Here is a 25,026-nt window from a genome sequence, read left to right on the forward strand (position 1 = left end):
AAACCCGCCGAAAATATCGACGGGTTTGTCAGCGGTCTGAGGCCGGAGGCAGAACCTCCGGCCTTTCTGTTTGAAGCCGGGTTCCCAGGGGCCGAAACCCCTGGGAACACGCCGGCGATCTGGCGCCACAGCCCCTCGCCGGCTTCCGGGGAGGACCTCAGAAGAAACCGACCTTGTTCGGGCTGTAGGACACGAGCAGGTTCTTGGTCTGCTGGTAGTGATCGAGCATCATCTTGTGGGTCTCGCGACCGATGCCCGACTGCTTGTAACCGCCAAAGGCAGCACCCGCCGGATAGACATGGTAGCAGTTCGTCCACACACGGCCCGCTTCGATGCCACGCCCGGCCCGATAAGCGATGTTCGTGTCGCGGCTCCAGACGCCCGCACCCAGACCGTAAACCGTGTCATTGGCAATTTCGAGCGCTTCTTCCACCGTCTTGAAGGTGGTGACGGAAACGACAGGACCGAAGATTTCCTCTTGGAAAATCCGCATCTTGTTATTGCCTTCAAATACGGTCGGCTGGATGTAATAACCGTCCTTCAGGTCGCCCGTCAGCGTCTTGCGGTCGCCGCCGGTCAGAACCTTGGCACCTTCCTTCTTGCCGATCTCCAGATAGCTCATGATCTTGTCGAACTGTTCCTGCGAGGCCTGCGCGCCCAGCATGGTCGACGGGTTGAGCGGATCGTCCTGGCTTATGGCCTGAACGCGCTTGATCGCCTTTTCCATGAAGCGGTCATAGATCGATTCATGCACCAGCGCACGCGAGGGGCAGGTGCAGACTTCGCCCTGGTTCAGCGCGAAGAAGGCGAAACCTTCGAGCGCCTTGTCGAGGAAGGCATCGTCCTCGTTCATCACGTCGGCAAAGAAGATGTTCGGCGACTTGCCGCCCAGCTCCAGGGTGATGTTGGTGACGTTGTCAGCCGCATAGCGCATGATTTCCTTGCCGACCGATGTCGAACCGGTAAACGCGATCTTGGCGATGCGGTTGCTCTGCGCCAGCGGCTTGCCGGCTTCAAGGCCCGTGCCGTTGACGATGTTGAGAACGCCGGGCGGCAGCAGATCTTCAATCAGCTCCATTACGATGAGAATCGAGGCAGGCGTCTGTTCCGCAGGCTTCAGCACCACGCAATTGCCGGCAGCAAGCGCAGGCGCCAGCTTCCAGGCAGCCATCAGTATCGGGAAGTTCCACGGAATGATCTGGCCGACGACACCGAGCGGTTCATGGAAGTGATAGGCGACGGTATCGTTGTCGATTTCGCCGATCGTGCCTTCCTGAGCGCGGATGCAGCCCGCGAAATATCGGAAATGATCGATGGCGAGCGGAATATCCGCATTGGTGGTTTCACGCAGCGGCTTGCCATTGTCCCAGGTTTCTGCCCGGGCGATGAGATCGAGATTGTCTTCGATCCGCTGGGCGATCTTGAGCAGGATGTTGGAGCGCTCGGTTATGCTGGTCTTGCCCCATTTGTCGCGGGCCTTGTGTGCTGCGTCGAGCGCGAACTCGATGTCGGACGCATCCGAGCGCGGAACTTCGCAGATCTTGTGGCCGGTCACCGGCGAGAGATTATCCATGTAGCGGCCGGACTTCGGCTCCACCCACTTGCCGCCGATGTAGTTGCCGTATTTCAGCTTGAAGGGCGCTTCGCCCGCTTTCTGCTGAACCTGAATGTTCATGATTTCATCCTCCCTGATGAAAACGATCCTGAGCGGACCGCATGGGAGGAAGGTGGGCCTAGATGATGCGGTTCGGTAGAGGGGCGGCGCCGTTCCGCAGCGCACATTGTCTCACATCTGCGACAAAGACGCCGCGATCCGGCATGATTGGCCGGATCGTAACCGCGAGGACCTTAGTGCACGCCGAATTTCTTCATCTTGCGGTGAAGCGTGGCGCGGCTGATGCCGAGCAGCGAGGCCGCCTGCGTGACATTGCCGTTGGTGCGCGACAAGACGCGGCGAAGCGCCGAACGTTCCGCTTCCGCAAGGTCTGAACCGCTGTCGTGGCGCTGTTCCTGAAGAACATCCGCGGCAGGCAGTCCCTGCGCGATCCGGGCATCGTCCAGCTTCAGCGCAAGGCGTGCGGCGCGGGTCGCCCCCAGCACGAGATCGTCCTGATCCACGGCAAGCAGCGAAAGCGCCGCCCCGAAACCGCTCGGCACGACAACGATGCGCGCACCCGGAAAGGCCCGGCGGAAAAGATTGCCCTCGATTCGCTGCGCCGCATCCTTCACCGCCTGGGTGACGAAGGAGAAGGTCATCTCGTTGATATCGTCGCGGCAGGTGGAAATATCGAGGGCGCCGGTCACCCGGCCGGTATGGTCACGGATGGGCGCTGTCGTGCAGCAGAGTTCGGTATTCGACGTAAAGAAATGCTGATCGCGGTAGACCACCACCGAGCGCTCATCAACGAGCGCCGTACCGATGCCATTGGTGCCCACGCTCGCTTCGCTCCAGACCGCCCCGGACCAGAGACCAAGTGCCCGGAAATCACGATCATCGCCCGAGGCACCACGCCGCTCCAGCGCAACGCCCTGCGCGTCGGTCAAAAGCAGGCAGCAGCCGGATTTGCCGACGCTTTGGAAAATGCGGTCGAGTTCATCCGTGCTTTCGGCAATCAGGCCAGCCGCACTCTCACGGGCGCGGCGGAATTCAACCTCGCTAAGAAAGATCGGCTTGCGGTTTTCCTCGGGTGCAAGGTGATGTTTGACCATGCAGCGACGCCAGGAGGCCACAATCGGAGAACTTGCGGCGGCAGAACGGTGTCGCGCGGTTTCATACACGCGTTCCGCATGGGCGATGTCTGTCGGCATACGCTCCTCCCAAAGCTTTTGTGCGATGGTGCGCTGGAAGCGGCCATGTTTCAACAAAAAATTTCGAGACTGGCTTTGCCGGGCGCAAGCGTGGCTGCGCTAGACTGTCAGACGGCCTTGAAATAACGCCGGCCGGCGGTCACTTCCGTTTCGTCCTCGGCCGAGAGGAAGGTGTCGTCCACGAGATTGGCAATCGAGGTCAGCGGACCGGGTTTGCCGAAAAAGAAGCCCTGAACCTGCAGGCAGCCTTCACGCCGCAGGAACTCGATATGGGCCTTGGTTTCGACCCCTTCCGCAAGCACCGGAATATTGAGGCTGTGCGCCAGGATGAGCGTCGAGCGAACGATCGCCTCCGACTGCACGTTGGTCGAGAGGCCGTCAATGAAGGCACGGTCGATCTTGATCTTGTCGAAGGGGAAGCTCTGCAGGGTCGAAAGCGAGGAATAGCCCGTGCCGTAATCGTCCATGGCGATCTTGACGCCGAGCGCCTTGAGTTTGCGGATGGTGACGAGCGCGTGGCGATGATCGGCGATGATGCTGCCTTCGGTGATTTCAAGCTCCAGCCTCTCCGGCGCAAGCCCGGTTTCGGCAAGAATTCTCTCAACCTTGTCGGGGAAATCGTTGTCCGCAAGCTGCTGCGGCGCGACGTTGACGGCAATGGCGAGTGACTTTTTCCACCTCGCCGCCTGCGCGCATGCCTCTCTCAGAACCCACTCGCCCAATTCCACGATGAAGCCGGTCTGTTCGGCGATCGGAATGAATTCGACGGGAGAGACCATGCCGCGTTCGGGATGGTTCCAGCGCAAAAGCGCCTCGAAACCGACGATGCTGCCGCTTTTGGTGTCGTTTTGCTGCTGGTAATAAAGCTCGAACTCATTGTTGGCGAGGCCGCTGCGCATGGCGATGGCAAGTGCATTGCGCTCGCGCGCGGCCTCGTCCATGGATTTGTCATAGAAGCAGATCGTGTCCGAAGTACCGCTTTTTGCCCTGTACATCGCAACATCCGCCTGCGCCATCAAGGTATCGGCATCGATAGCACCAGTGTTACGCACAGAGATGCCGATGCTGGCGCCGACAGAAAATGTCTGGCCGTTCCACTCGACCGGCCTGCTGATTTGCTCGATCAGTCGTTGCGCGAATTCTGCCCCATCGGCCCGGGTGTAATAGGAATGGGTCATCGCCACGAATTCATCGCCGCCCATGCGCGCCAGGAACTCCCCGGCCTTCAGCACGGAACTCGCGCGGTCTGCGATGGCGCGCAGCACAGCGTCACCCGCCGCATGGCCATGCACGTCGTTGATTTCCTTGAAACGATCGAGATCGATCGACAGAAGCGCGGTATGCGCGCCTAACGAAATATGGAGTGTGCGGCGATTGAGATGTTCGATAAAGGCCGCCCGGTTGGGAATGCCCGTTAGCGGATCGTGCAACGAAAGATGACGATAGCGCTCGACCGCCTGCTGGGTGGACTGGGCATCGATGACATAGGTGGAAAGTCCGAGCGCCAGAAGCAGCAGCGTCACGGCGATTGCGCCCCCGCCCATGATGGCCGGCGGCAGCAGATTTTCCGGAATGACGATGCGCGGATCGAAAGCGAAGGACATGGAAGCCATGCCGGTATAGTGCATCGACGCAATGGCGAGGATGAGAAATGTCACCGCGCCATATTGGCAGAAACGGTTGAGAGGCCGGGCAATGCGATTGACTGCAAGGGCGCCAAGCACTGCCCCGAGCAACAGCGAAGCGATGACATAAGCCTGATCCCAGAAGATCATGCCTTGAACATTGTAGGCCGCCATGCCGGTATAATGCATTGCCGCAATGCCGAGCCCGAGGATCATGCCGCCGGCTTCCACCAGCACGCTGCGCCCTCCATAGGCGGAAATGCCGAAGCCGGCAGTCGTTGTGGTAATGGCGATCAAAAGCGACAGCCCGGTCAGATAAGGATCATACCCCACCTCACCGGCCGCGACATAGCCCAGCATCGCCACGAAATGGGTGGTCCATATCGCCGCCCCGCCATTGACGCCCGCCAGGAACAACCAGTTGACCTTCTGCACACCCGTCGCCAGACGCGCCTTCGAAAAAAGGCGCATCGAAACGAAACTGCCCAGCATGCAGACGAAGACTGCTGCGGCAGTGTATCGATAGTCGTGATCTATGGTGAGGCACTCGAGAACTTTGAGCATTGTCATCTACGCAATTGGAATTTTGCATAGCCTTATCATTCGCCAAGTTTTCACCGGGTTTATGTGCATGGATAAGCATATATTAAAGGTTGCAACAAACGGGTGAATTAGCGAATTCTAATAAAATTACAAAGCGTCAGCAGCCAAAACCTGGCCACTCTTGTCTTTGTCTGCCGTTTGTATTATAGCGCCCGCACCCGTGTAGACACCCTTGGAGGCAACGCGGGTGGGATGGTGCTTGCACCTCCCCAGTTCAGCGCCCGCGGGCATGAACTCTCCATATAACCTCGAAAGGAATTGCCATGAGCAAAGAATCGTATGAGCTCAAGGCCGAGGCGCGCGAACGAGTTGGTAAGGGGTCCTCTCGTGAACTTCGCCGCAACGGTTTGATTCCCGCTGTCATCTATGGTGACAAGCAGGCCCCCATTTCCATCGCTCTGTCGACCAACGAAGTCACCAAGCGTATCCACGCTGGCGGTTTCATGACGACGGTTGCGACCATCGACGTCGACGGCAAGAAGATCAAGGTTCTCCCGAAGGATTACCAGCTTGATCCGGTCCGCGACTTCACCATGCACGTCGACTTCCTGCGCGTTTCGGGCAACACGCTCGTCAACGTTGAAGTTCCGGTTCACTTCGAAAACGAAGAAAAGTCGGACATCAAGATCGGCGGCGTTCTGAACATCGTTCGCCACACCGTGGAGTTCCACTGCCCGGCCAACGACATTCCGGAATTCATCACGGTCGATCTCGCTGGTCTGAAGATCGGCGACAACGTCCACATTTCGAATGTGAAGCTGCCGAAGAACATCACGCCGGTCATCGCCGACCGTGACTTTACGATCGCAACGATCGTTGCTCCGGCTGCTGGCGTCGCTGAAGAAACGACCGAAGAAGCTTCCGAGGAATAATCGGCGGCCGTAAGGCCGTACGACTTTGAAGACAGCTTTGAAAAATGAGGCCCGTTCCGTATTCGGAACGGGCCTTTTAGTTTTCATGAACTTTAAAACCAGAAAGCTCGCCATCCTGACCTGATACGGAAACCGTTTCAGTGTCGATTAACACTTCCATGAAACGATACCCTCGCGCTGTCGTGGAACACCGGCCGGGCTGAGGAAATGCGTGGTGAAACGGGCTTTCGCCGGAAACCCTGCAAAACCCTCCGGGCGGACGAAACGCGGCGCAGCAAGTTTGGGGCAAAGGGTAGCTGCAATTTAACATGGCTCATTCCGTCGAAAGCCGCTTTATCGCGATAGTTTCCGGCGCACTTCTTACAGTGGTCGCCCCGCTCTTCACGCTTTTGCTGACGCTGTCCTATCACGAAGCCATTCGCAGCCAGCGTAACCACCTTGAGATTCTGCTGTCGACCAATGCGCAGGCGCTTGGACGACCACTGTGGGATCTTGATGACGACACCATAAACCAGATTACCGGAACGCTCATTTCCGACCCCGTGATCAGGATGGTCGAGGTCAGGGATACGTCCGGCCAACTCGATGTCGTCCAGACAGCCGGCAGCGACATCATTCAGGATGCAGCCTCGACGACGCGCGAAGTAACCTACAAGACCACGAAGGGCTCCGTCACCGTCGGGCAACTGACGATCTATTACGACAATGTCAGCCTTATGACCTCTTTGAGCCGCACCGAACTGGCTTTCATTACGATTTTCATCCTCGCCGTCCTCACTATCGTTCTCGCCGCCATCGCCGGCAACCGCTTCATGGTCATCCGTCCGCTGATGCGGCTTGCGGCGGCAATAGAAGCGACGCGGCGTCTCGGCTCGCGCCACCACGTCGACTGGCGTTCGAAAGACGAAATCGGCAGGCTGGCGAAAAGCTTCAACGAAATGCAGTCCCAGCTTGAAAAGGAAGAACTGGAGATCAAGAACGCACACGAGCGCAAGACGGAGATCTACAACCGGACGCCCGCCATGCTGTTTTCGCTCGACAGGCACGACCGCATTGCCGCCGTCAGCGACTATTGGGTGCAGGCGACGGGCTACGATCGTTCCCGGATACTCGGCCTGAACTTCGCCGATCTCATCCATCCCGATGACAGGCTTCTCTTCCAGCAGCGCAAGACCGCGCATCCCTTGCCCGATGCCTCGCATAGCGGCATTACCGTGCGTTTCCATTGCATGGATGGCGGCGTCATGGACGCTCTCATCCTGGAAAAGTCTCTTGATTCCGGCGATGCGGCCCATCAGAGCATCTGCCTCTGCGTCATGACCGACGTAACTGAACTGCGCCAGTCGGAAAAGCGCAACCGACAGCAAGCCATTTCAGACCACCTGACCGGCCTCTTCAACCGGCAGGGCTTCGAGGCGATTCTCGACGTGCAGATCCGCGATGCGGATCGCAATGGTAGCGAGTTGGCCTGCCTGTTCATCGACCTCGACCGGTTCAAGGCGATCAACGACAATCTCGGCCACGCTGCGGGCGACGCCGTGCTCAAACAATTCACGCTGAAGCTCGAACCGCTGCTGACGCCGCTGGACAGCGCATCGCGGCTCGGCGGCGACGAATTCGCCATTCTTCTGGCCGGTGACAAGGTGGAAGAGCGCGCCCTGCAATTCTGCGAGCGCATCTGCGCCATGCTGGACACGCCTTTCGAGATTGAAAGCAACAGCATCCGCCTCAGCGCCAGCATCGGCATGGCGGTCTATCCCCTGCACGCCGCCAGCGCCTCCGAGCTTCTGCAGAATGCCGACATGGCGATGTATACCCGCAAGCGCACGGGCAAGAACGGCTCGCAGGTCTTCGACAGCTCGATCATGGACCGGGCGCGCGAACATGCGGAGCTGGAACGGGATATCGCGCAGGCGCTTTCCGAAGACTGGTTCGAGGCCTATTTCCAGCCGATAGAAAACCTCGCCACCGGCCAGACGGCGGGTTTCGAGGCGCTGCTGCGTCTCAACCACCCGGACAAGGGCTTGCTTTCCCCGGCCGCGATCGTCAGCCTTGCGGAAGAAAACGGCACTATCCACCGCATCGGCAATGTCATTCTCGATCAGTCGATCGCCAATCTCGCCAGGCTGTCGCGCCTGCCGGGTATGGAACAGACCTATGTGGCGGTGAATTTCTCGCCGCTGCAATTCGAACCGGGATTGCCGACCCGCATCGCCGGCGTTCTGCACCGCCACGGCATTCTTCCGAAACGGTTGGTCATCGAGATCACCGAAGCCGTTATCATGAAGGACGATCCGCAAATCCGGGCGATCCTCAACGCCATCCACCAGCTCGGCTGCCGCATCGCGCTGGATGATTTCGGCACGGGTTATTCCTCGCTCAGCTATCTCAGCCGTTTTCCGGTCGATATCGTCAAGATCGACCAGTCCTTCACCCGCTCGATCTGCGACGACAGGATGGACATCAGGCAACGCAACCGAATGCTGGTCGAAGGCATCGCGGCCATTTCGCACAAGATGAACTGCGCTGTCATTGCCGAGGGTGTCGAGACGGAAGAACAGAAAGCGCTCCTGACCGACATAGGCGCTGATTTCGGACAGGGATATTTCTTCGCACGCCCGCAACCCGTGGAAAAACTGATCGCATCACTCGACACCGCGTCCGGGCAAGACCGCGCCGCGGCGCGACAAGCGTGAACCGCAGGGGGCCAGCCATGGGACTGATCCGCTTTTGCCTGATCTTCCTTGCGCTCGCCACTCCGGCCAGCGCCGCCAAGCTGTTCCTGACCACCGAGATTTATCCGCCCTATAATCTGCAGGCCAGCGACGGCAGCGTGCGGGGTGTCTATTTCGACCAGCTCAGAACCGTGCTCGAAGACACCGGTACCAGCTACGAAGTCGCCGTCATGCCCTGGGCAAGGGCCATCGCACTGGCCAGAACGCAGGCCATGCACTGCGTCTTCGCCGCTGCCAGAACGCTGGAGCGGGAGAAGCAGTTCAAATGGGTCACGCCGATCCATATCGACCGCAACATTCTCGTGGCGCGCCGCGACGCGAATATCGAAGCCTTCAGCCTCGAGGACGCGAGGAAATATCGGGTGGGAACCCAGCGTGGAGATTACACCGAGGCGCTTCTCGAAAAGCTCGGTTTCCCGCAGGTGGATGTCGGCGCAGATTTCGAGATCACCCTTCACAAGCTGAATGCCGGCCGCATTGACCTGATGCCCATGTCGGAGAGCACCTTCAAAAGCCTGCCGGCCGACACGTTCAGGGAAGTGATAACCCTCTCACGGCAGCAGCTTGGCCTTGCATGTAACAAAAGCGTACCAGACGAGGTGATCGCAAAATTGCAGGCCCGGCTGGACAGGTTGATCGCCGATGGAACACAGCAGCGAATATTCGACCGCTACAATCTCGTCAGTCCCTGAACCATCCGAAACTCCATAAAAAGATTGACAGCCGGCGGTTTTCGGGGTGGTGACAACAGCATCATCAGGCAAAACGCGGACATGCCCCATGAAGATCATCGCAGGACTTGGTAATCCCGGTGCGCAATATGCGGGAAACCGTCACAATATCGGCTTCATGGCCGTCGATGCGCTGCAGCGCCTGCCGTCCTTTGCGCCCTGGTCGAAAAAATTCAAGGCGGAGATTTCCGAAGGCGAGATCGGCGGTGAAAAGGTTCTGCTCATGAAGCCGCTGACCTATATGAACCTTTCGGGTGAGTCCGTCGGCGAGGCCATGCGCTTCTTCAAGCTTGCGCCGGCGGACATCATCGCCATCCATGATGAACTGGATTTGCCGGCCGGCCGCGCCCGTATCAAGACGGGCGGCGGCCATGGCGGCCATAACGGCCTGAAATCGCTCGACGCCCATTGCGGCAAGGACTATCGCCGCCTGCGCCTCGGCATCGGCCATCCCGGTGACAAGGAGCGGGTGCACAGCCACGTGCTCGGCGATTTCGCCAAGGCAGACCGGGTCTGGCTCGATCCGCTTCTGGACGCCATTGCCGACAATGCCGCCATGCTGGTGAAAGCCGAGGATTCGCAGTTGATGAACAAGCTGGCGCTGGCTACGGGCAGCAAGCCGGAGTCCGAAAAACCGGCCAAGGCAGCCAAACCCGCCGCACAGTCCCATATCCATCAGGCACGCAACAGCGCCCAGCCGAAAAAGCTGCCGGAAACCGGCCCTATGGCCGAAATGCTAAAGCGTATGTTCAGCAAGAAGGACTAGATCGCGAATGTCTTCGAAGCCCATCGTCCTGCGCGCAGCCGGAGCCGGCGATCTAGCCGGTTTGCTTGAACTCTACCGGGCGCTCAATCCGTCCGACCCTGAAATGACGGCAAAAGAAGCGAGCGCGGCTTTCGCGGCCATGCTCGCCCAGCCCGGCCTGACCGTGTTTCTTGCGACCGAAGGCGAAGAAGCGGTCGCCACCGCCACGCTCCAGATCGTGCCGAACCTGACGCGCGCCGCCCGCTCCTATGCCCTTATTGAAAACGTGGTGACGCTCGAAAACCGTCGCGGCCATGGATATGGTCGCGCGGTGGTGTGCCATGCCGTCGAGGCCGCTTTTGCAGCGAACTGCTATAAGGTGATGCTGCTGACCGGGCGACAACGCCCGGAGGTCCATGCATTTTACGAAAGCTGTGGCTTTGTGCAGAACAAGACGGGTTTCCAGAAAAGGCAGGATTAACGCTCACTCTTCCGGCTCAGTGGTGAACATCAGCGGAAATCCCGCTTCCTTGCCGAGATCGGTCGCTTCCTTGGCCTTGGTCTCGGCAATATCGCGCTCGCAGACAACGACGACCGCACTTCCGAAGCGGTGCGCCGTCATCATCACCCGGTGGCCGGTTTCCTCGCTCATGCGGAAGACAGCTTTCAACACCACGGTAACGAACTCACGCGGCGTATAGTCGTCATTCAGTAGAATGACCTTGTAGAGCTTCGGCCGCTCCAGCTTCGGTTTGACTTTCGGTTTCGGTTTGAGATCGACAGGACTGTCACCCATCATGGTCGCTCGTGCCTGTCGCTCATCGCGGTTGTTCATGGGAAAACCCCGTTGATGACGAAAGATCGGTCGCTTGACCCGCTTATATTGCGCCGCAACCGCGGCATCGGCAACCCTGCCAGAAATTCCGCACCATTAAAGGGGCTTTGCCCGCACAAATCCGCCCGCGGGCTTGACCTTGCCCTGCCGTTTCCGCAAAAGGCTCCTCAACGAATTCTTTCAAACGGGCAGGTTTCAAGCCATGGGCTTCAAATGCGGTATCGTTGGATTGCCAAATGTCGGCAAGTCCACTCTCTTCAACGCGCTGACGAAAACGGCAGCGGCGCAGGCGGCCAACTATCCCTTCTGCACCATCGAGCCGAATACCGGCGAAGTGGCGGTTCCGGATGCGCGCATGAAAATCCTCGCCGACATTGCCGGCTCGAAGGAAATCATCCCCACCCGTATCTCCTTTGTGGATATTGCCGGCCTGGTGCGCGGCGCATCGAAAGGCGAAGGCCTCGGCAACCAGTTCCTCGCCAATATCCGCGAAGTGGACGCTGTGGTGCACGTTCTGCGCTGCTTCGAAGATGACGACATCACCCACGTCGAAGGCCGCATCAACCCCGTGGCCGACGCCGAGACCATCGAGACCGAGCTGATGCTTTCCGATCTCGAAAGCCTTGAGCGCCGCACGGAACAGACCCGCAAGCGCGCCACCGGCAAGGATAAGGAATCGCTGGCGCAGCTGCCGCTGATGGAGGCCTCGCTGAAGCTTCTGAACGAAGGCAAGCCGGTCCGCACCCTGCTCTCCACGCTGGATGCCGAGGAGCTGCGCATCCTTCAGGGCCTCAACCTCCTGACCGCGCATCCGGTCCTCTACGTCTGCAACGTCGCCGAAAGCGACGCCGTCGACGGCAACGAACACACGAAAGCCGTTGCCGAAATGGCCAAGGCCCAGGGCGCCGAATCCGTCGTCATCTCTGCGGCGATCGAATCCGAAGTCGCGCAGCTTCCCGATGAAGAGGCGAAGGAGTTCCTTTCGGCCCTCGGGCTCGAGGAAGCAGGCCTCGACCGCCTGATCCGCGCAGGCTACAAGCTGCTCGATCTCATCACCTATTTCACCGTCGGCCCGAAAGAATGCCGCGCCTGGACGATTGAGCGCGGCACCAAGGCCCCGCAGGCCGCCGGCGTCATCCACTCCGATTTCGAACGCGGCTTCATCCGCGCCAACACCATCGCTTACAACGACTATGTCGCCTTCAAGGGCGAAGTCGGTGCGAAGGAAGCCGGCAAGGCTCGCGACGAAGGCAAGGAATACGTGGTTCAGGACGGCGACGTCATCCACTTCCGTTTCAATACCTGATCTGGCCTTTGGCGGCCTCGATAGGGTCGCTGAGAAGGGTAAGCCGAACATCGCGGCACGGTTTCTTCTCCCCGCCGGGGAGAAGGTGGCCCGAACGGTCGGATGAGGGGGCAAGCTCTCCGAATATCTCTACCCTCGCCCCCTCATCCCGCTGCCGCGACCTTCTCCCCTCGGGGAGAAGAAACAAGCGGCAGCCGCCTCGCCCCATTCCTCCGCAGCGCATCCCCGATTTGACCTTTACGTAAAGGGAAAAATCGTTTTAGATGCAGCCGATATTGACTGTGCGAAGGGAGGACGCCATGACGCCGGTCGCGACTTATGCCTATGAGGATTTTCCCGTCGGACAGGAATTTCCCCTTGGACCGCAATCGATTTCCGCAGAGCAGATCGTTGCTTTTGCGAGTGAATTCGACCCCCAACCCATGCACCTGTCCGAAGAGGCCGGACGCCAGAGCATTCTCGGCGGGCTAGCGGCTTCCGGCTGGCACACTTGCAGCCTGCTGATGCGGATGATGGCGGATAGCTACATTTCGAACTCGACCTCGGAGGGCAGCCCGGGCATCGATTTCGTTGACTGGAAAAAACCGGTTTTGGCGGGCGATACGCTTGCGGGAAAATCCATTGTTCTGGAACAGCGGCCCTCCGCGTCGCGCCCCGGCATCGGCCTCGTGAAACTACGCCACGAGCTTTATAACCAACACGGCGTCCTAGTATCGCACGGCGAAAACACCGTGATGTTCCGCATGCGCGACAATGGGGGCGCTGCAGCATGAAACTGGCAGAACTTTCTCCTATCGGCGAACGCGTCACACTCGATACGCTGCATTTCTCCGCCGAAGACATCATCCGTTTCGCCCGCGATTTCGATCCGCAGCCCTTTCATCTCGACGCGGAAGCCGCAAAGAACAGCATTTTCGGCGGTCTTTGCGCTTCCGGATGGCACACAGGTGCTGGCTGGATGAAGTGCTTCCTCTCCCACTGGGCCAAGGAGGTGAAGAGGCTGAAACTACAGGGCCTTGAGCCGCCCAAACTCGGCCCCTCGCCCGGCTTTCGAGAACTGAAATGGAAAAAACCGGTCTTTGCCGGAGACGATGTCACCTATTTCGTGACCCTGCTCGACACCCGGGCGCTGGAATCCAGAGCCGGCGTCTGGCTGAACACTACATTTAACGAGGGCGTCAACCAGTCAGGAGAAACGGTGCTGACCTTCCGGAGCGGGGTTCTGGAATTCGAATAGAATGAGCGCCGGGGCAATAGCGTCACCATTGCCCCGCTACCATCTCAATGGCCGGAAAATTCCACCAGCGTCCGCACCTCGACACCAAGGTTTTCCAGCTTCTTGCGGCCGCCAAGATCGGGCAGATCGATGACGAAGCAGGCGGAAACGATCTCCGCTCCCATCTGCCGCAACAGCTTGACCGCACCTTCAGCGGTGCCGCCCGTGGCAATCAGGTCGTCGACCAGAATGACCTTCTCACCCGGCTGGACCGCGTCCACATGCATTTCCATTTCGTCCACGCCGTATTCAAGGCTGTAGGCGACGCGGACGGTGGTGTGCGGCAGCTTGCCCTTCTTGCGGATGGGCACGAAACCGGCCGATAGCTGATGCGCCACCGCCCCTCCCAGAATGAAGCCACGTGCTTCCATGCCAGCGATCTTGTCGATCTTCGTACCCGCATAGGGCTGCACGAGTTCGTCCACGGCGCGGCGAAAGGCGCGCGGGTTGCCGAGCAGTGTCGTGATGTCGCGGAAGATGATGCCCGGCTTCGGATAGTCGGGAATGGAACGGATGGCAGCGGAAAGCTCCGAAGCGATAACGGTCATGGTATTTCCAGTTGAGATAAGGGAAATGGATCAGAAGGTTCAGGCCACCCTATCAACTTGGCGGCTGCGGACCAACTAAAAAGGACCCGCGCTCATTCCCTGGCATTGCTGTGACCGGGGCTCCGGCCCTGCGGCGTCTCTCAGCCGGGCAACCGATGCTTGCCGTTATCACCAGCACCCATGAAAAGGCACCCATGAAAAGGCCCCCACGAAAGACCGTGGGGGCCAATGACTGACAGGCATCTGGATATCGATCAATGTTCCTTGTTGGCGTAGACCGATTTCTTGGTGAGATAGATCAGCGCCGTAAAGATGAACAGGAACACCATGACCATGAAGCCGGTGCGCTTGCGCTCTTCCAGATGCGGTTCTGCGGTCCACATCAGGAACGCAGCCACATCCTTGGAATATTGGTCCACGGTCTGCGGCGCGCCGTCGTCGTAAGTCACTTGATCGGCGCTGATTGGCGGCGCCATCTTCAAGGAGGTGGCGCCGACGAAATAAGGGTTGAAGTGGGTGCCTTCAGGCACGGTGTAGTCCGAACCATCCGTGTTTTTAATGCCGGCCGGCGCGTCCTGATAACCAGTCAGCAGCGCGTGGATGTAGTCCGGCCCGCCTTCCTGATAACCGCCGATGATCGGGATCATGTCGATGATAAATTGCGGGAAACCGCGCTCTACGCCGCGCGCCTTGGCGAGCAGCGACATGTCCGGCGGGGCCGCCCCGCCATTTGCGGCGGCTGCCGCCTCATGGTTCGGGAAAGGCGAAGGGAAATGATCGGAAGGTACGGCCTTGCGATTATACATTTCACCATCGGCGTTCGGCCCGTCCTGCACTTCGTACTCAGCCGCGAAAGCCTTCACCTGGTCGTCCGAATAGCCGAGGTCACCCAGTGTGCGGAAGGAAACCAGGTTCATGGAATGGCAGGCGGAGCAGACTTCCTTGTAGACCTTCAGACCGCGCTGCAGCTGGCCCTTGTCATATTTCCCGAAGGGACCGGCAAAAGACCAGTTCTGTTCCTCGGGCTTAATGATCGGGAAGTGGTTGCCGGCGATAGCATGCGTGGCCTGTGCGGCGAGATCATGGCTCTCTTCCGCCGCCGAAACGACGGTGACGGAACAGCCGATGGCGGCGAAAAGCGCGATGCTTGTTACAAGCTTCTTCATTGTCGTCATCCTTCCTTCGCGCTCAGACTTCGGCAGCCGCAGATGCGGCACCCGTCTTGGCGGCGTTCTTTTCGAGAACGGCCTCGGTAATCGAATTCGGAATACGCCGGGGCGTTTCGACCAGACCGAGGATCGGCATGATGACGAGGAAGAAACCGAAATAATAAAGCGTGCCAAGCTGAGAATAGCCGACATAATTGCCTTTCAGATCGCCGGTGAGAAGACCAATCAGGCCCGTTCCTTCCGCCGGGCGCGAACCCAGCCAGCCGAGCATGATGGCATTCACCACGAAGACCCAGAAGAACATCTTGTACCAGGGACGATAAACGGCGGAGCGAACCTTCGACGTATCGAGCCAGGGCAGGAAGAACAGCACGACGATCGCGCCGAACATCACGAGAACGCCGCCAAGCTTGGAATCGATGACCCAGATGTTGAAGGTGATGGCGCGTAGCATGGCGTAGAACGGCAGGAAGTACCATTCCGGAACGATATGCGCCGGCGTCTTCAGCGGATCTGCCATGATGTAGTTGTCGGGGTGGCCGAGGAAGTTCGGCATATAGAAGACGAACCAGGCATAACCGATCAGGAACACGGAAACGCCGAGCGCATCCTTCAGCGTCGCATAGGGCGTGAAGGGAACCGTGTCGGTCTTGCTCTTGACTTCAACGCCGGTCGGGTTGGTCTGACCGGTGACGTGCAGAGCCCAGATGTGCAGGATAACGACGCCTGCGATCATGAAGGGCAGCAGATAATGAAGCGCGAAGAAGCGGTTCAGCGTCGGCTGGTCAACGGCAAAGCCGCCAAGCAGGAACTGCTGGATCCATTCACCGATGGCGGGGAATGCCGTGAAGAAGCCGGTGATGACGGTCGCGCCCCAGAAGGACATCTGGCCCCAGGGCAGAACGTAGCCCATGAAACCCGTCGCCATCATCAGCAGGAAGATCACGCAACCGAGAATCCAGAGGATTTCGCGCGGCGCCTTGTAGGAGCCGTAATAAAGGCCACGGGCAATGTGCAGGTAAACCGCGATGAAGAAGAACGACGCACCGTTGGCATGCATGTAGCGCAGCAGCCAGCCATGGTTGACGTCACGCATGATCTTTTCGACGGAATTGAACGCGACCGTCGTTTCGGCCGCGTAATGCATGGCCAGCACGACGCCGGTGAGGATCTGCACGATGAGCATGACGGAAAGCATCGCGCCGAACGTATAGGCGTAGTTCAGGTTACGCGGGACAGGGTAGGCAACGAAGCTGTCATAGATCATGCGCGGCAAGGGAAGCCGCGAATCGATCCACCTCTCGATGCCGGTGGACGGCTGATAACTGGAATGACCACTCATGAATATCTGTCCCCTTATCCGATCTTGATCACGGTATCGGATGTGAATGCAAATGTCGGGATGGCGAGGTTCTGCGGCGCCGGACCCTTACGTATGCGGCCCGCCGTATCGTAGTGCGAGCCATGGCAGGGACAGAACCATCCGCCGAAATCGCCGGCCTGGCCAAGCGGAACGCAACCGAGATGGGTACAGGAACCGACCATGACGATCCAGTTTTCCTTGCCCTGGCCGGCGGAGCGGTCGATATCCGTCGCCTGCGCGTCCGCGGCGATGTTGGCGTTGCGCGCCACGGGATCCTTCAGATCGCCGAGAGCGACGGCCTTGGCTTCCTCGATTTCCTTCTCCGTGCGGTTGCGGATGAAAATCGGCTTGCCGCGCCACTTCACGGTGAGCGACATGCCCGGCTCGACGGCCGCGACATCCACTTCGATCGAGGCAAGCGCCAGTGTCGATGCATCGGGACGCATCTGGTCAATAAAAGGCCATGCTACTGCGGCGGCACCAACGGCACCCGCCATTCCCGTCACTAGATAAAGAAAATCGCGACGGGTCGGTTCACCCGAAGCGTCGTGATTGGTTACGTGCTCGCTCACCGCTACACCATCCTCTGCGCTGTTTTTGCCGTAAATCGCATGAGTCCTCCCGCTAAGATTTGATCCAGGACAAACTCCGTCCCACCGTCCTGGACACAACTGCGGCATCAAGAAACCGCGTCACTCTGTGTGATCGCAAAATATTGACCGACTTGGCAAGAGCAAAGCACACAAAGCTGCCGTAATTCTGCCGGAGGGGGCCAATTTGGCTCTCATTTTTTCGCCGTACTCGGCAGGCGGGCAACATTGTGCGCATCCGTGCACCATGTTAGGAGACTTCAAGGGAGAGCACGGAAAGCAGGGATTCGGATGACGGCGAAGCTCTCTTGCATGGTCTCCACGGCAGTGGCTGCCGTTCTTTTCGTCGCCAGCCTGCGCTACCTCACCGATTTCTGGCTTCTCGCCTTCGTCACCAGCTTTCAGCTCCATATCGCCATCGTCTGCATCCTGCTGTCATGCCTCGTCTTCTGGCTGACGCGCGATGCGGTTTCGGCGCTCCTCGTGGTCTGGTCGCTTGCGCTCGCCATCCACGCCATTGCCATGCTCCTGGAATTTCCCACATCCGCCGCCCCCGCGCCGGGCGCCAAACCCTTCCGGCTGCTGTCCTTCAACGTGCTGATGGACAATGCCGCCAATGCCGATGCAATTGCCGACAAAATTCTCGAATCGGGCGCGGATGCGGTCTATCTCTTCGAAGCGGCGGCGCTTGAATCGGCCCTGCCGCGACTGCAGCAAACCTATCCGCACAGGCTTGGCTGTTACGCCGGCACGCCCGGATGCGATCTGGTCATCCTGTCAAAAAGACCATTGCTGGAAGGCCGTTTCCACAGCCTCAGCGATCTTCGGCGGGATCGGTTCGCCATAGCCCATATCGACCTCGACGGCACGGAACTGACGCTCGCCGCCGGGCATATCACCAAGCCCTATTTCGACGATTATCATCGCGACGAACTCGACGAAGTGAGCGAAATTCTCTTTCGTGTCACCGGGCCGCTCATTCTGGCCGGAGATTTCAATTCGGCCAGCATCGCGCCTGACATGCGCGCTTTCCTCGCCGCCAACGATCTGAAGAAGGCGACCTTCGAACCCGCCACATGGCCGACGGAGGCCGGTCGCTTCGGCATCGCCATCGACCACATCTTCGCCCGCGAACCGGCGACGCTGATGAAAACCACCCGCCTGCCCGACAGCCTCGGCTCCAATCACTTTGGACTGATGGCGGATTTCATGATCGGGAAATAGCCGAAGGCCCTATTGCGCCGCTTCGTCCGCGGCAAGAAAACCGCCCGACTGCCGCGCCCAGAGTTCCGAATAAAGACCGCCCTGCATGACCAGATCGGAATGGCTGCCCTCCTCCACGATGCGCCCCTGATCCATCACGATCAGCCGGTCGAGAGCAGCAATCGTCGACAGGCGGTGGGCAATGGCCAGCACCGTCTTGCCCTGCATCAGCTCATCCAGATTGCTCTGGATCGCCGCCTCCACCTCCGAATCGAGCGCCGACGTCGCCTCATCGAGCACGAGGATCGGTGCGTCCTTCAGCATCACGCGGGCGATTGCGATGCGCTGGCGCTGGCCGCCGGACAATTTCACGCCGCGTTCGCCCACATGTGCATCGAACCCCTTGCGACCGCGCTGATCCTCAAGCCTGGCGATGAAATCATCCGCCTTGGCGCGCCGCGTCGCCTCCTGCAATTGTGCTTCGGTGGCGTCGGTGCGGCCGAACAGGATGTTGTCGCGAATGGAGCGATGCAGCAGCGACGTATCCTGCGTGACCATGCCGATATGGGCGCGCAGCGATTCCTGCGTCACCCTGGCGATATCCTGCCCGTCGATCAGGATACGGCCTTTTTCGACATCGTAAAAACGCAAAAGCAGATTGACGAGGGTGGATTTTCCCGCCCCGGAGCGTCCGACGATGCCCACCTTCTCGCCCGCCCGGATATCGAGATTGAGATGGTCGATGACGCCGTTCGCGCGCCCGTAGTGGAAACTGACATTTTCGAAACGGATGCCCGGCTTCTTCACCTCCAGCACCGTCGCCTCCGGGGCGTCGACGAGACCGATCGGCTGCGAAATCAACTCGGCGGCATTCTGCACCGTGCCGAAATTGCGCATGATGCCGTTGAACTGCGTCATCAACCGGCCGAGCAGGAAGTTGAGGCGCAGCACCAGCGCCAGCGTGAAGGCGACCGCGCCGGAACTGATCTTGCCGGACAGCCACAGATCGGTGCAGAGCGCGGCCATGGATGTGATCATCACGCCCGACAGAAGCGCCATGGAGGCGCGCACGCCGGTAATGAAGCGCGTGAACGTCATGGTCGCATGCTGGAAAATGTCGAAGCCCTGCCGCATATAGCGGTCATTGGCGTCGTCGCGCCCGAACAGCCGCAGCGTCTGGATATTGCTATAGGCGTCCACCATGCGGCCGGAAAGCATCGAGGCGGCTTCCGCCGTTTCCTTGGAGTGGTGGCGGATACGCGGCACGAAATACCGCGCCAGCAGCGAGAATATCCCCACCCAGACGATGACAACGACCGCAAGACGCCAGTCCAGCCCGCCAATCAGGAACAGCATGGACACGGAATAAATGCCGACGAACCACACGCTTTCCATCAGCGATGTAACGAGATCGCCCGCCGCCTGTCCGCCGGACCAGACCTTGGTCACGATGCGGCCGGAAAAATCGTTCTGGAAGAAGGTCAGCGATTGCCGCGCCACATGCATGTAGGATTGCCAGCGCACCAGATTGTAAAAACCGGGAGTAATGATCTGCTGATCCACCAGCGCGGTCACCATGGTGACGATAAAACGCACGACGGCGATCAGCACCAGCATGCCCACCAGTTCGCCGCCATGGGCCGCAAGCAGCCCCGCCCAGCCCTCTTCCGGCTTTACCGTCGAGAGAATATCAACGAGCCGCCCGACGAACCAGAACAGCGCCGCCTCGATGGCCGCCGTCAGACCGCCCAGCACCAGCATGGCGAAAAACGGCGCCTTGGCCTGCGAGATATAAAACCAGATGAAGGCAAATGTGCTTTCAGGCGGCCGCACATCGTCCTTGCGGGCGAAGGGCTTTATCCAGTTCTCGAAATACTCGAAGATGCGGGTAATGACCATGATCGGGATATAGGCGGATTCCCGACTTGGGAACAGCCGTAGCGGCTTCGGGGAAAGATTATATTTCGGTAACATCAGGAAAATGAAAGAGGGCGGGGAATGTTCCTCGCCCTTTCGCTTTTGCTTACTCCGCGGCCACTTCCGCCTCGTGGTCGGCGATAAAGCCGCCGGACTGGCGACGCCACAGGTCGGCATAAATGCCGCCCATCGCCGCCAGCTCCGCGTGGCTGCCCGCTTCCACGATCCGGCCCTTGTCGAGAATGATGAGCCGGTCCATTTCGGTCAGCGTCGAAAGGCGGTGGGCGATGGCAATCACCGTCTTGCCTTCCATCAGCGCGAACAGGTTTTCCTGGATCGCCGCCTCGACTTCCGAATCGAGCGCCGAAGTAGCCTCATCAAGCACCAGGATAGGCGCGTTCTTGAGGAAAACGCGGGCGATCGCAATACGCTGACGCTGGCCGCCGGACAGCTTGACACCACGTTCGCCCACCTGGGCATCGAGACCCTGACGGCCATGCATGTCCACAAGCGTTTCGACGAAGTCCCAGGCATTCGCCCGCTTCGCCGCCGCGATCACCTGCTCGTCCGTGGCCTCGGGATGACCATAAGCGATGTTGTCGCGGATCGACCGGTGCAGCAGGGAGGTATCCTGCGTCACCACGCCGATCAGTTCGCGCAGGCTGTCCTGCGAGACCTTGGAGATGTCCTGCCCGTCGATGGTGATCCGGCCACCTTCGAGATCATAAAAGCGCAGCAACAGGTTCATCAGCGTGGTCTTGCCCGCACCCGAGCGCCCGACCAGACCGACCTTTTCGCCCGGCTTGATGTCGAGCGTCAGCCCGTCGATCACGCCCTTGTTCTTGCCATAGTGGAAACGGACGTTGTCATAACGGATGGCGCCCTGCGGTGCGGCAAGCTCAGGCGCCTTCGGAACGTCAACGATGTCATGGGGCTTCGTCATCATCGACATGCCGTCATAGACCGTGCCGATATTTTCGAACAGCGACGTGACTTCCCACATGATCCACTGCGACATGCCGTTGACGCGCATGGCAAGGCTGATCGCAATGGCGACCGAACCAGCCGTGACCGAACCCTGCATCCAGAAATAAAGACCGAGCGCCGCCGTGGAAAACAGCACCACGGCATTGTTGAGGTCGATCAGGATGTTGAAGCCGGAAATCTTGCGCATCTGGCGGTGAACGGTTCCAAGAAACACGTTCATGCCCTCACGCGCATATCTTTCCTCGCGCCCCGCATGGGAAAACAGCTTGATCGTCGAGATATTGGTGTAGCTGTCGACGATCCGGCCCGTCATCATCGAGCGCGCATCGGCCTGTTCCTGCGCCAGCCGGCCGAGTTTCGGCACGAAATAGGTGAGGATGCCCATATAGATACCGAGCCAAACCAGCAGCGGAATGACCAGCCGCCAGTCCGCCGCAGCCACCATGAACAGCATCGAAACCACGAAGCTGATGGCATAGACGAAGACGTCGATCACCTTCAGCGCCACTTCGCGGATTGCCAGCGCCGTCTGCATCACCTTGGTGGAAACCCGGCCGGCAAACTCGTTGGCAAAAAAGTTCATGGAATGGCGCAGCAGGAAACGGTGCATTTTCCAGCGTGCGATCATGCCGAAATTGCCGGCAAGCGTCTGGTGCATCGTCATGGTGTGGACCGCGCCCATCAGCGGCAGCACGATAAGCACCAGCCCTGCCATGCCGATCAGATGCCAGCCCTCATCGGCAAAAAACGTCTCGCGATTGGCCGTGGAAAGCCAGTCGACGATGTTGCCGAGGAATTTGTAAAGCATGGCTTCGGCAATGGCGATGCCCATCGACATCAGGCCGAGCAGCAGCAACCACGGCCAGGCGGGCTTCACATAGTGCCACAGGAACGGCAAAAGCTTCTGTGGCGCCACTGACGGCGCCGAAGCGGGAAAAGGATCGAGGCGTTTTTCAAACCAGCCAAACATAGGCCAAGCTCCGGCAATCAATCGCTCCATCGTCACAGGGTGAGCAGACACAAATATGGCTCACGACGGAACGGAAAAGTCTTTGAACATGGCCGCAACAGCCACATGGTGAATCAAAAAAGGGGAACGCGGCAGCGCCGCGGGATACCACCTAAGCCAGCAGGCGAACCACTGGGGCCGGGAGGCGAATGCGAATGTCATTTGGCATGAGAACCTCCTTTGGCTGGTGTTGAAGACGCCGATCTTTTATCGCAAAAGAAGACGAAACACCAGCCGCCTGCCTCAAAAAAGTGCAACCGTATATCGGCACGGATTTGCCCGTTCGATTTTCCCGGCAGTGCGATCTGGATTTGCCCGCAAAACATGGATCAGGAGACCATGCAGACAATCAGGATCGCCCTCTACCAGCCCGATATTCCAGGCAATACCGGCACCATCCTGCGGCTGGCCGCCTGTCTTGGCCTTGGCGTCGACATCATCGAGCCGGCGGGTTTCGATATTTCCGACCGCAATCTCAAACGGGCAGGCATGGATTACATCGCGGCGGCGGCGCTGACGCGCCATGTCAGCTGGGACCGTTTCGAGGAATGGCGGGCAACCACCGGCCGCCGCCTCGTTCTCGCCTCCACCAAGGCCGCCTTGCCCTATACGGATATCACCTATCGCGCCAACGATATCCTGCTGTTTGGCCGGGAAAGTGCTGGTGTGCCTGATCATGTGCATGACAAGGCGGATGAACGAATCATCATCCCGATGATGGCCGGACAGCGCTCGATCAACGTCGCCATGTCGGCGGCGATGGTCACCGGCGAAGCCCTGCGCCAGGTGGCATGGTCCTAATCTGCCATCTTTACAGCCAATTTTTCAGGCAAATATGAAAATTGAACGTTTTTACCGCGGAACTGTCGCAACCCGGCCTGTACCGAAGGCGTTCACGCTCCTATACTGATTAGCCGGACAACAAAAATCGTGCTCGCCGGAACCATCTGCCGGCGGGTGTGAGGAGACGTCGCATGCAATCCACCATTGTCATCGTCAACCTTCTCGGCGCCGTCGCGTTGCTGCTCTTCGGCCTTGCCCAGGTGAAGGACGGTGTCACCCGCGCTTTCGGCATGAAACTGCGAAGCGTGCTGGCCACAGGCACCCAGAACGGTCCGCGCTCCTTCTGTTCCGGCTTCTTCGCCACCGTCGCCCTGCAAAGTTCGACCGCGACGGCGCTGACAGTCGCTTCCTTCGCGGAACGGGATCTCATCAAGCCACGCATGGCACAGGTCGTGCTGCTTGGCGCCAATGTCGGCACCGCCGTTACCGCATGGATCGTCGCCGCCGGCGTCGAGTGGCTTTCGCCGCTGCTGATCCTTGCCGGCATTATCCTGAAAAAAGGCAGTTCCAATGCCAGACAGGGCGGCGGAACCGCCGTCATCGGTATCGGCCTGATGCTTCTGTCACTGCATCTCTTAAGCGGCGCCACCGAACCCATGCGCGCCTCTCCGGCGCTCGGCGTCTTCATCGGCCTGCTGGATGGCGCATGGCCAGTCGCGCTGATCTTTTCCGCCGTGCTCGCCTTCGTCTCCTCCTCCAGCCTCGCCGTCGTGGTGCTGATCCTGTCACTGGCCGCCACCGGCACCCTGTCCACGGGACTCATCATCGTTCTCATCCTCGGCGCCAATCTCGGCGGCGCCATTCCGCCCGTCATCGCCACGCTGTCCGGCCCGGCATCGGCGCGGCGCATCACCATCGGCAATCTTGTCGTTCGCACCATCGGCTGCCTGGTTGCCATGCCGCTCGCCTCCTATGGCGCAACATATCTACAGCAATTGCCGCTTTCGCCCGCCAAATTGCCCGTCGACGCCCACCTCATCTTCAATGTCATCCTCGCGGCGCTGGCCTGGCCCTTCTCCGGCCTGATTTCCGACCTGATGACAAAGCTGGTGCCGGGTGATCCGAAAGCCGAAGACGGGCCGAATTTCCTCGACCAGCAGGCGCTGGATATGCCGGTCGTTGCGCTTGCCAACGCCACCCGCGAGGTCTTAAGCGTCGGCGACAGCATCGAGCGGATGCTGATCCGCGCCGAAAACGCCTTCAAGCACAATGATCTGGCACCGCTTCAGGAAGTGTCCCTGCTCGAAAAGAAGGTCGACCGCCGCCAGCAGGAGGTGAAGGTCTATCTCTCGCAACTGGGCCGCAAAGGGTTGACCGACGAGGAAGCGCGTCGTTCGATCGCCATCATCGATTATGCCATCAACCTCGAACATATCGGCGATATCATCGAAAAGGGCATCTGCGAGCAGATCCGCAAGAAGGTGCTGAACAGCTTCAAATTTTCCGATGACGGTTATGAGGAGCTGAAGACCCTGTTCGACATGACCATCGAGAACCTGCGCGCCGCCCAGAGCATTCTGGTGACCGGCGATTTCGAGCTCGCCCGCCGGCTGATGGAAAGCAAGGTGGATATACGCCGCCTCGAAAAACAATCCTCCAACCGCCATCTGGAGCGGCTGCGCGACGGGTTGGCGGAAAGCATGCAAACCAGTTCGCTGCATCTGGACATGCTGCGGGATTTGAAGCGCATCAACGCCCATATCGTGACGGTGGCGCATCCCATTCTGGATGAAAGCGGCGTGCTGATCGAAAGCCGCCTGCGTTACGCGGAGCCACGCGCCTAGAGCATTTCCAGGAAAAGTGGCCCCGGTTTTCCGTCCGGAAATGCGACAAACAAAAAAATTAGAGCGTTTTCGCGACC

General features: G+C 59.4%; 21 protein-coding genes. 11 read left to right on the forward strand and 10 right to left on the reverse strand.

The genetic code is table 11. The annotated features are described in order from the left end of the window. Positions 1-157 precede the first annotated feature (157 nt). From adh to O9X91_RS05290, 3 genes are all read right to left on the reverse strand, one after another. On the reverse strand, positions 158-1,675 hold the full coding sequence (adh, locus tag O9X91_RS05280; protein WP_191217506.1) for an aldehyde dehydrogenase: 1,518 nt from the start codon (positions 1,673-1,675) through the stop codon (positions 158-160). A gap of 173 nt (positions 1,676-1,848) precedes the next feature. Beyond that, positions 1,849-2,808 carry a helix-turn-helix domain-containing protein gene (locus O9X91_RS05285; protein WP_077981636.1) on the reverse strand — a complete coding sequence of 320 codons (960 nt, stop codon included), beginning with the start codon at positions 2,806-2,808 and terminating at the stop codon, positions 1,849-1,851. Positions 2,809-2,915: 107 nt separating this feature from the next. Next, on the reverse strand, positions 2,916-4,997 hold the full coding sequence (locus O9X91_RS05290; protein WP_269833994.1) for a putative bifunctional diguanylate cyclase/phosphodiesterase: 2,082 nt from the start codon (positions 4,995-4,997) through the stop codon (positions 2,916-2,918). Between the two features lie 302 nt (positions 4,998-5,299). Here O9X91_RS05290 and O9X91_RS05295 point away from each other — a divergent pair, with 302 nt between their 5' ends. From O9X91_RS05295 to O9X91_RS05315, 5 genes are all read left to right on the forward strand, one after another. Next, complete coding sequence (locus O9X91_RS05295) at positions 5,300-5,908, forward strand: 50S ribosomal protein L25/general stress protein Ctc (protein WP_137410757.1); 609 nt, start codon at positions 5,300-5,302, stop codon at positions 5,906-5,908. Positions 5,909-6,216: 308 nt separating this feature from the next. Then, positions 6,217-8,604, forward strand: coding sequence for an EAL domain-containing protein (locus O9X91_RS05300; RefSeq protein ID WP_269833993.1), 2,388 nt, complete (start codon positions 6,217-6,219; stop codon positions 8,602-8,604). A gap of 17 nt (positions 8,605-8,621) precedes the next feature. Continuing rightward, on the forward strand, positions 8,622-9,335 hold the full coding sequence (locus O9X91_RS05305) for a substrate-binding periplasmic protein (protein ID WP_077981583.1): 714 nt from the start codon (positions 8,622-8,624) through the stop codon (positions 9,333-9,335). 88 nt (positions 9,336-9,423) lie between these two features. Further along, positions 9,424-10,140 carry an aminoacyl-tRNA hydrolase gene (gene pth, locus O9X91_RS05310; RefSeq protein WP_077981582.1) on the forward strand — a complete coding sequence of 239 codons (717 nt, stop codon included), beginning with the start codon at positions 9,424-9,426 and terminating at the stop codon, positions 10,138-10,140. 7 nt (positions 10,141-10,147) lie between these two features. After that, a complete protein-coding gene (locus tag O9X91_RS05315) occupies positions 10,148-10,600 on the forward strand; it encodes a GNAT family N-acetyltransferase (RefSeq protein ID WP_142911732.1) in 453 nt (150 codons plus the stop codon). A gap of 3 nt (positions 10,601-10,603) precedes the next feature. Here the strand turns inward: O9X91_RS05315 and clpS are convergent, their stop codons facing one another. Then, on the reverse strand, positions 10,604-10,918 hold the full coding sequence (gene clpS, locus O9X91_RS05320; protein WP_373692756.1) for an ATP-dependent Clp protease adapter ClpS: 315 nt from the start codon (positions 10,916-10,918) through the stop codon (positions 10,604-10,606). A 238-nt stretch (positions 10,919-11,156) separates the two neighbouring features. Between clpS and ychF the strand changes: the two genes are divergently transcribed. The 3 genes from ychF to O9X91_RS05335 all read left to right on the forward strand — a co-directional run bounded on the left by ychF (position 11,157) and on the right by O9X91_RS05335 (position 13,497). Next, positions 11,157-12,260 (forward strand): redox-regulated ATPase YchF, encoded by a 1,104-nt coding sequence (ychF, locus tag O9X91_RS05325; protein WP_035260423.1) that lies wholly within the window; start codon positions 11,157-11,159, stop codon positions 12,258-12,260. 299 nt (positions 12,261-12,559) lie between these two features. Next, positions 12,560-13,033: a MaoC family dehydratase gene (locus tag O9X91_RS05330; RefSeq protein ID WP_080790123.1), complete on the forward strand. Its 474-nt coding sequence runs from the start codon at positions 12,560-12,562 to the stop codon at positions 13,031-13,033. Next, positions 13,030-13,497 carry a MaoC family dehydratase gene (locus O9X91_RS05335; RefSeq protein ID WP_077981578.1) on the forward strand — a complete coding sequence of 156 codons (468 nt, stop codon included), beginning with the start codon at positions 13,030-13,032 and terminating at the stop codon, positions 13,495-13,497. Before O9X91_RS05330 ends, O9X91_RS05335 begins: the two co-directional genes overlap by 4 nt. 44 nt (positions 13,498-13,541) lie before the next feature. Here O9X91_RS05335 and O9X91_RS05340 read toward each other — a convergent pair whose 3' ends face one another. The 4 genes from O9X91_RS05340 to petA all read right to left on the reverse strand — a co-directional run bounded on the left by O9X91_RS05340 (position 13,542) and on the right by petA (position 17,188). Further along, positions 13,542-14,084 (reverse strand): adenine phosphoribosyltransferase, encoded by a 543-nt coding sequence (locus O9X91_RS05340; RefSeq protein ID WP_077981577.1) that lies wholly within the window; start codon positions 14,082-14,084, stop codon positions 13,542-13,544. A 254-nt stretch (positions 14,085-14,338) separates the two neighbouring features. Then, complete coding sequence (locus O9X91_RS05345; RefSeq protein ID WP_077981634.1) at positions 14,339-15,250, reverse strand: cytochrome c1; 912 nt, start codon at positions 15,248-15,250, stop codon at positions 14,339-14,341. 22 nt (positions 15,251-15,272) lie between these two features. Continuing rightward, positions 15,273-16,595, reverse strand: a complete 1,323-nt coding sequence (locus tag O9X91_RS05350; RefSeq protein WP_077981576.1) for a cytochrome b — start codon at positions 16,593-16,595, stop codon at positions 15,273-15,275. A gap of 14 nt (positions 16,596-16,609) precedes the next feature. Then, entirely contained in the window at positions 16,610-17,188 is a 579-nt protein-coding gene (gene petA, locus O9X91_RS05355) for a ubiquinol-cytochrome c reductase iron-sulfur subunit (protein ID WP_035220195.1), read from the reverse strand. 309 nt (positions 17,189-17,497) lie between these two features. On the opposite strand from petA, the gene O9X91_RS05360 reads away from it, so the two are divergent. Further along, a complete protein-coding gene (locus O9X91_RS05360) occupies positions 17,498-18,430 on the forward strand; it encodes an endonuclease/exonuclease/phosphatase family protein (RefSeq protein ID WP_142911733.1) in 933 nt (310 codons plus the stop codon). Positions 18,431-18,439: 9 nt separating this feature from the next. Here the strand turns inward: O9X91_RS05360 and O9X91_RS05365 are convergent, their stop codons facing one another. Together O9X91_RS05365 and O9X91_RS05370 are read right to left on the reverse strand one after the other, a co-directional pair. Then, positions 18,440-20,308, reverse strand: a complete 1,869-nt coding sequence (locus tag O9X91_RS05365; protein WP_269833995.1) for an ABC transporter ATP-binding protein — start codon at positions 20,306-20,308, stop codon at positions 18,440-18,442. 124 nt (positions 20,309-20,432) lie between these two features. Further along, positions 20,433-22,283, reverse strand: a complete 1,851-nt coding sequence (locus O9X91_RS05370; protein WP_142911734.1) for an ABC transporter ATP-binding protein — start codon at positions 22,281-22,283, stop codon at positions 20,433-20,435. 378 nt (positions 22,284-22,661) lie between these two features. On the opposite strand from O9X91_RS05370, the gene O9X91_RS05375 reads away from it, so the two are divergent. Both O9X91_RS05375 and O9X91_RS05380 read left to right on the forward strand, forming a co-directional pair. Then, positions 22,662-23,123, forward strand: a complete 462-nt coding sequence (locus O9X91_RS05375; protein ID WP_191217501.1) for a tRNA (cytidine(34)-2'-O)-methyltransferase — start codon at positions 22,662-22,664, stop codon at positions 23,121-23,123. Positions 23,124-23,296: 173 nt separating this feature from the next. Continuing rightward, the gene (locus O9X91_RS05380; protein WP_077981573.1) at positions 23,297-24,949 is read left to right on the forward strand and encodes a Na/Pi cotransporter family protein; all 1,653 of its coding nucleotides are present in this window, start codon (positions 23,297-23,299) and stop codon (positions 24,947-24,949) included. The last annotated feature ends 77 nt before the right edge of the window (positions 24,950-25,026 follow it).

The organism is Agrobacterium salinitolerans (assembly GCF_027498475.1).
In the GTDB taxonomy this organism is placed as follows: domain Bacteria; phylum Pseudomonadota; class Alphaproteobacteria; order Rhizobiales; family Rhizobiaceae; genus Agrobacterium; species Agrobacterium salinitolerans.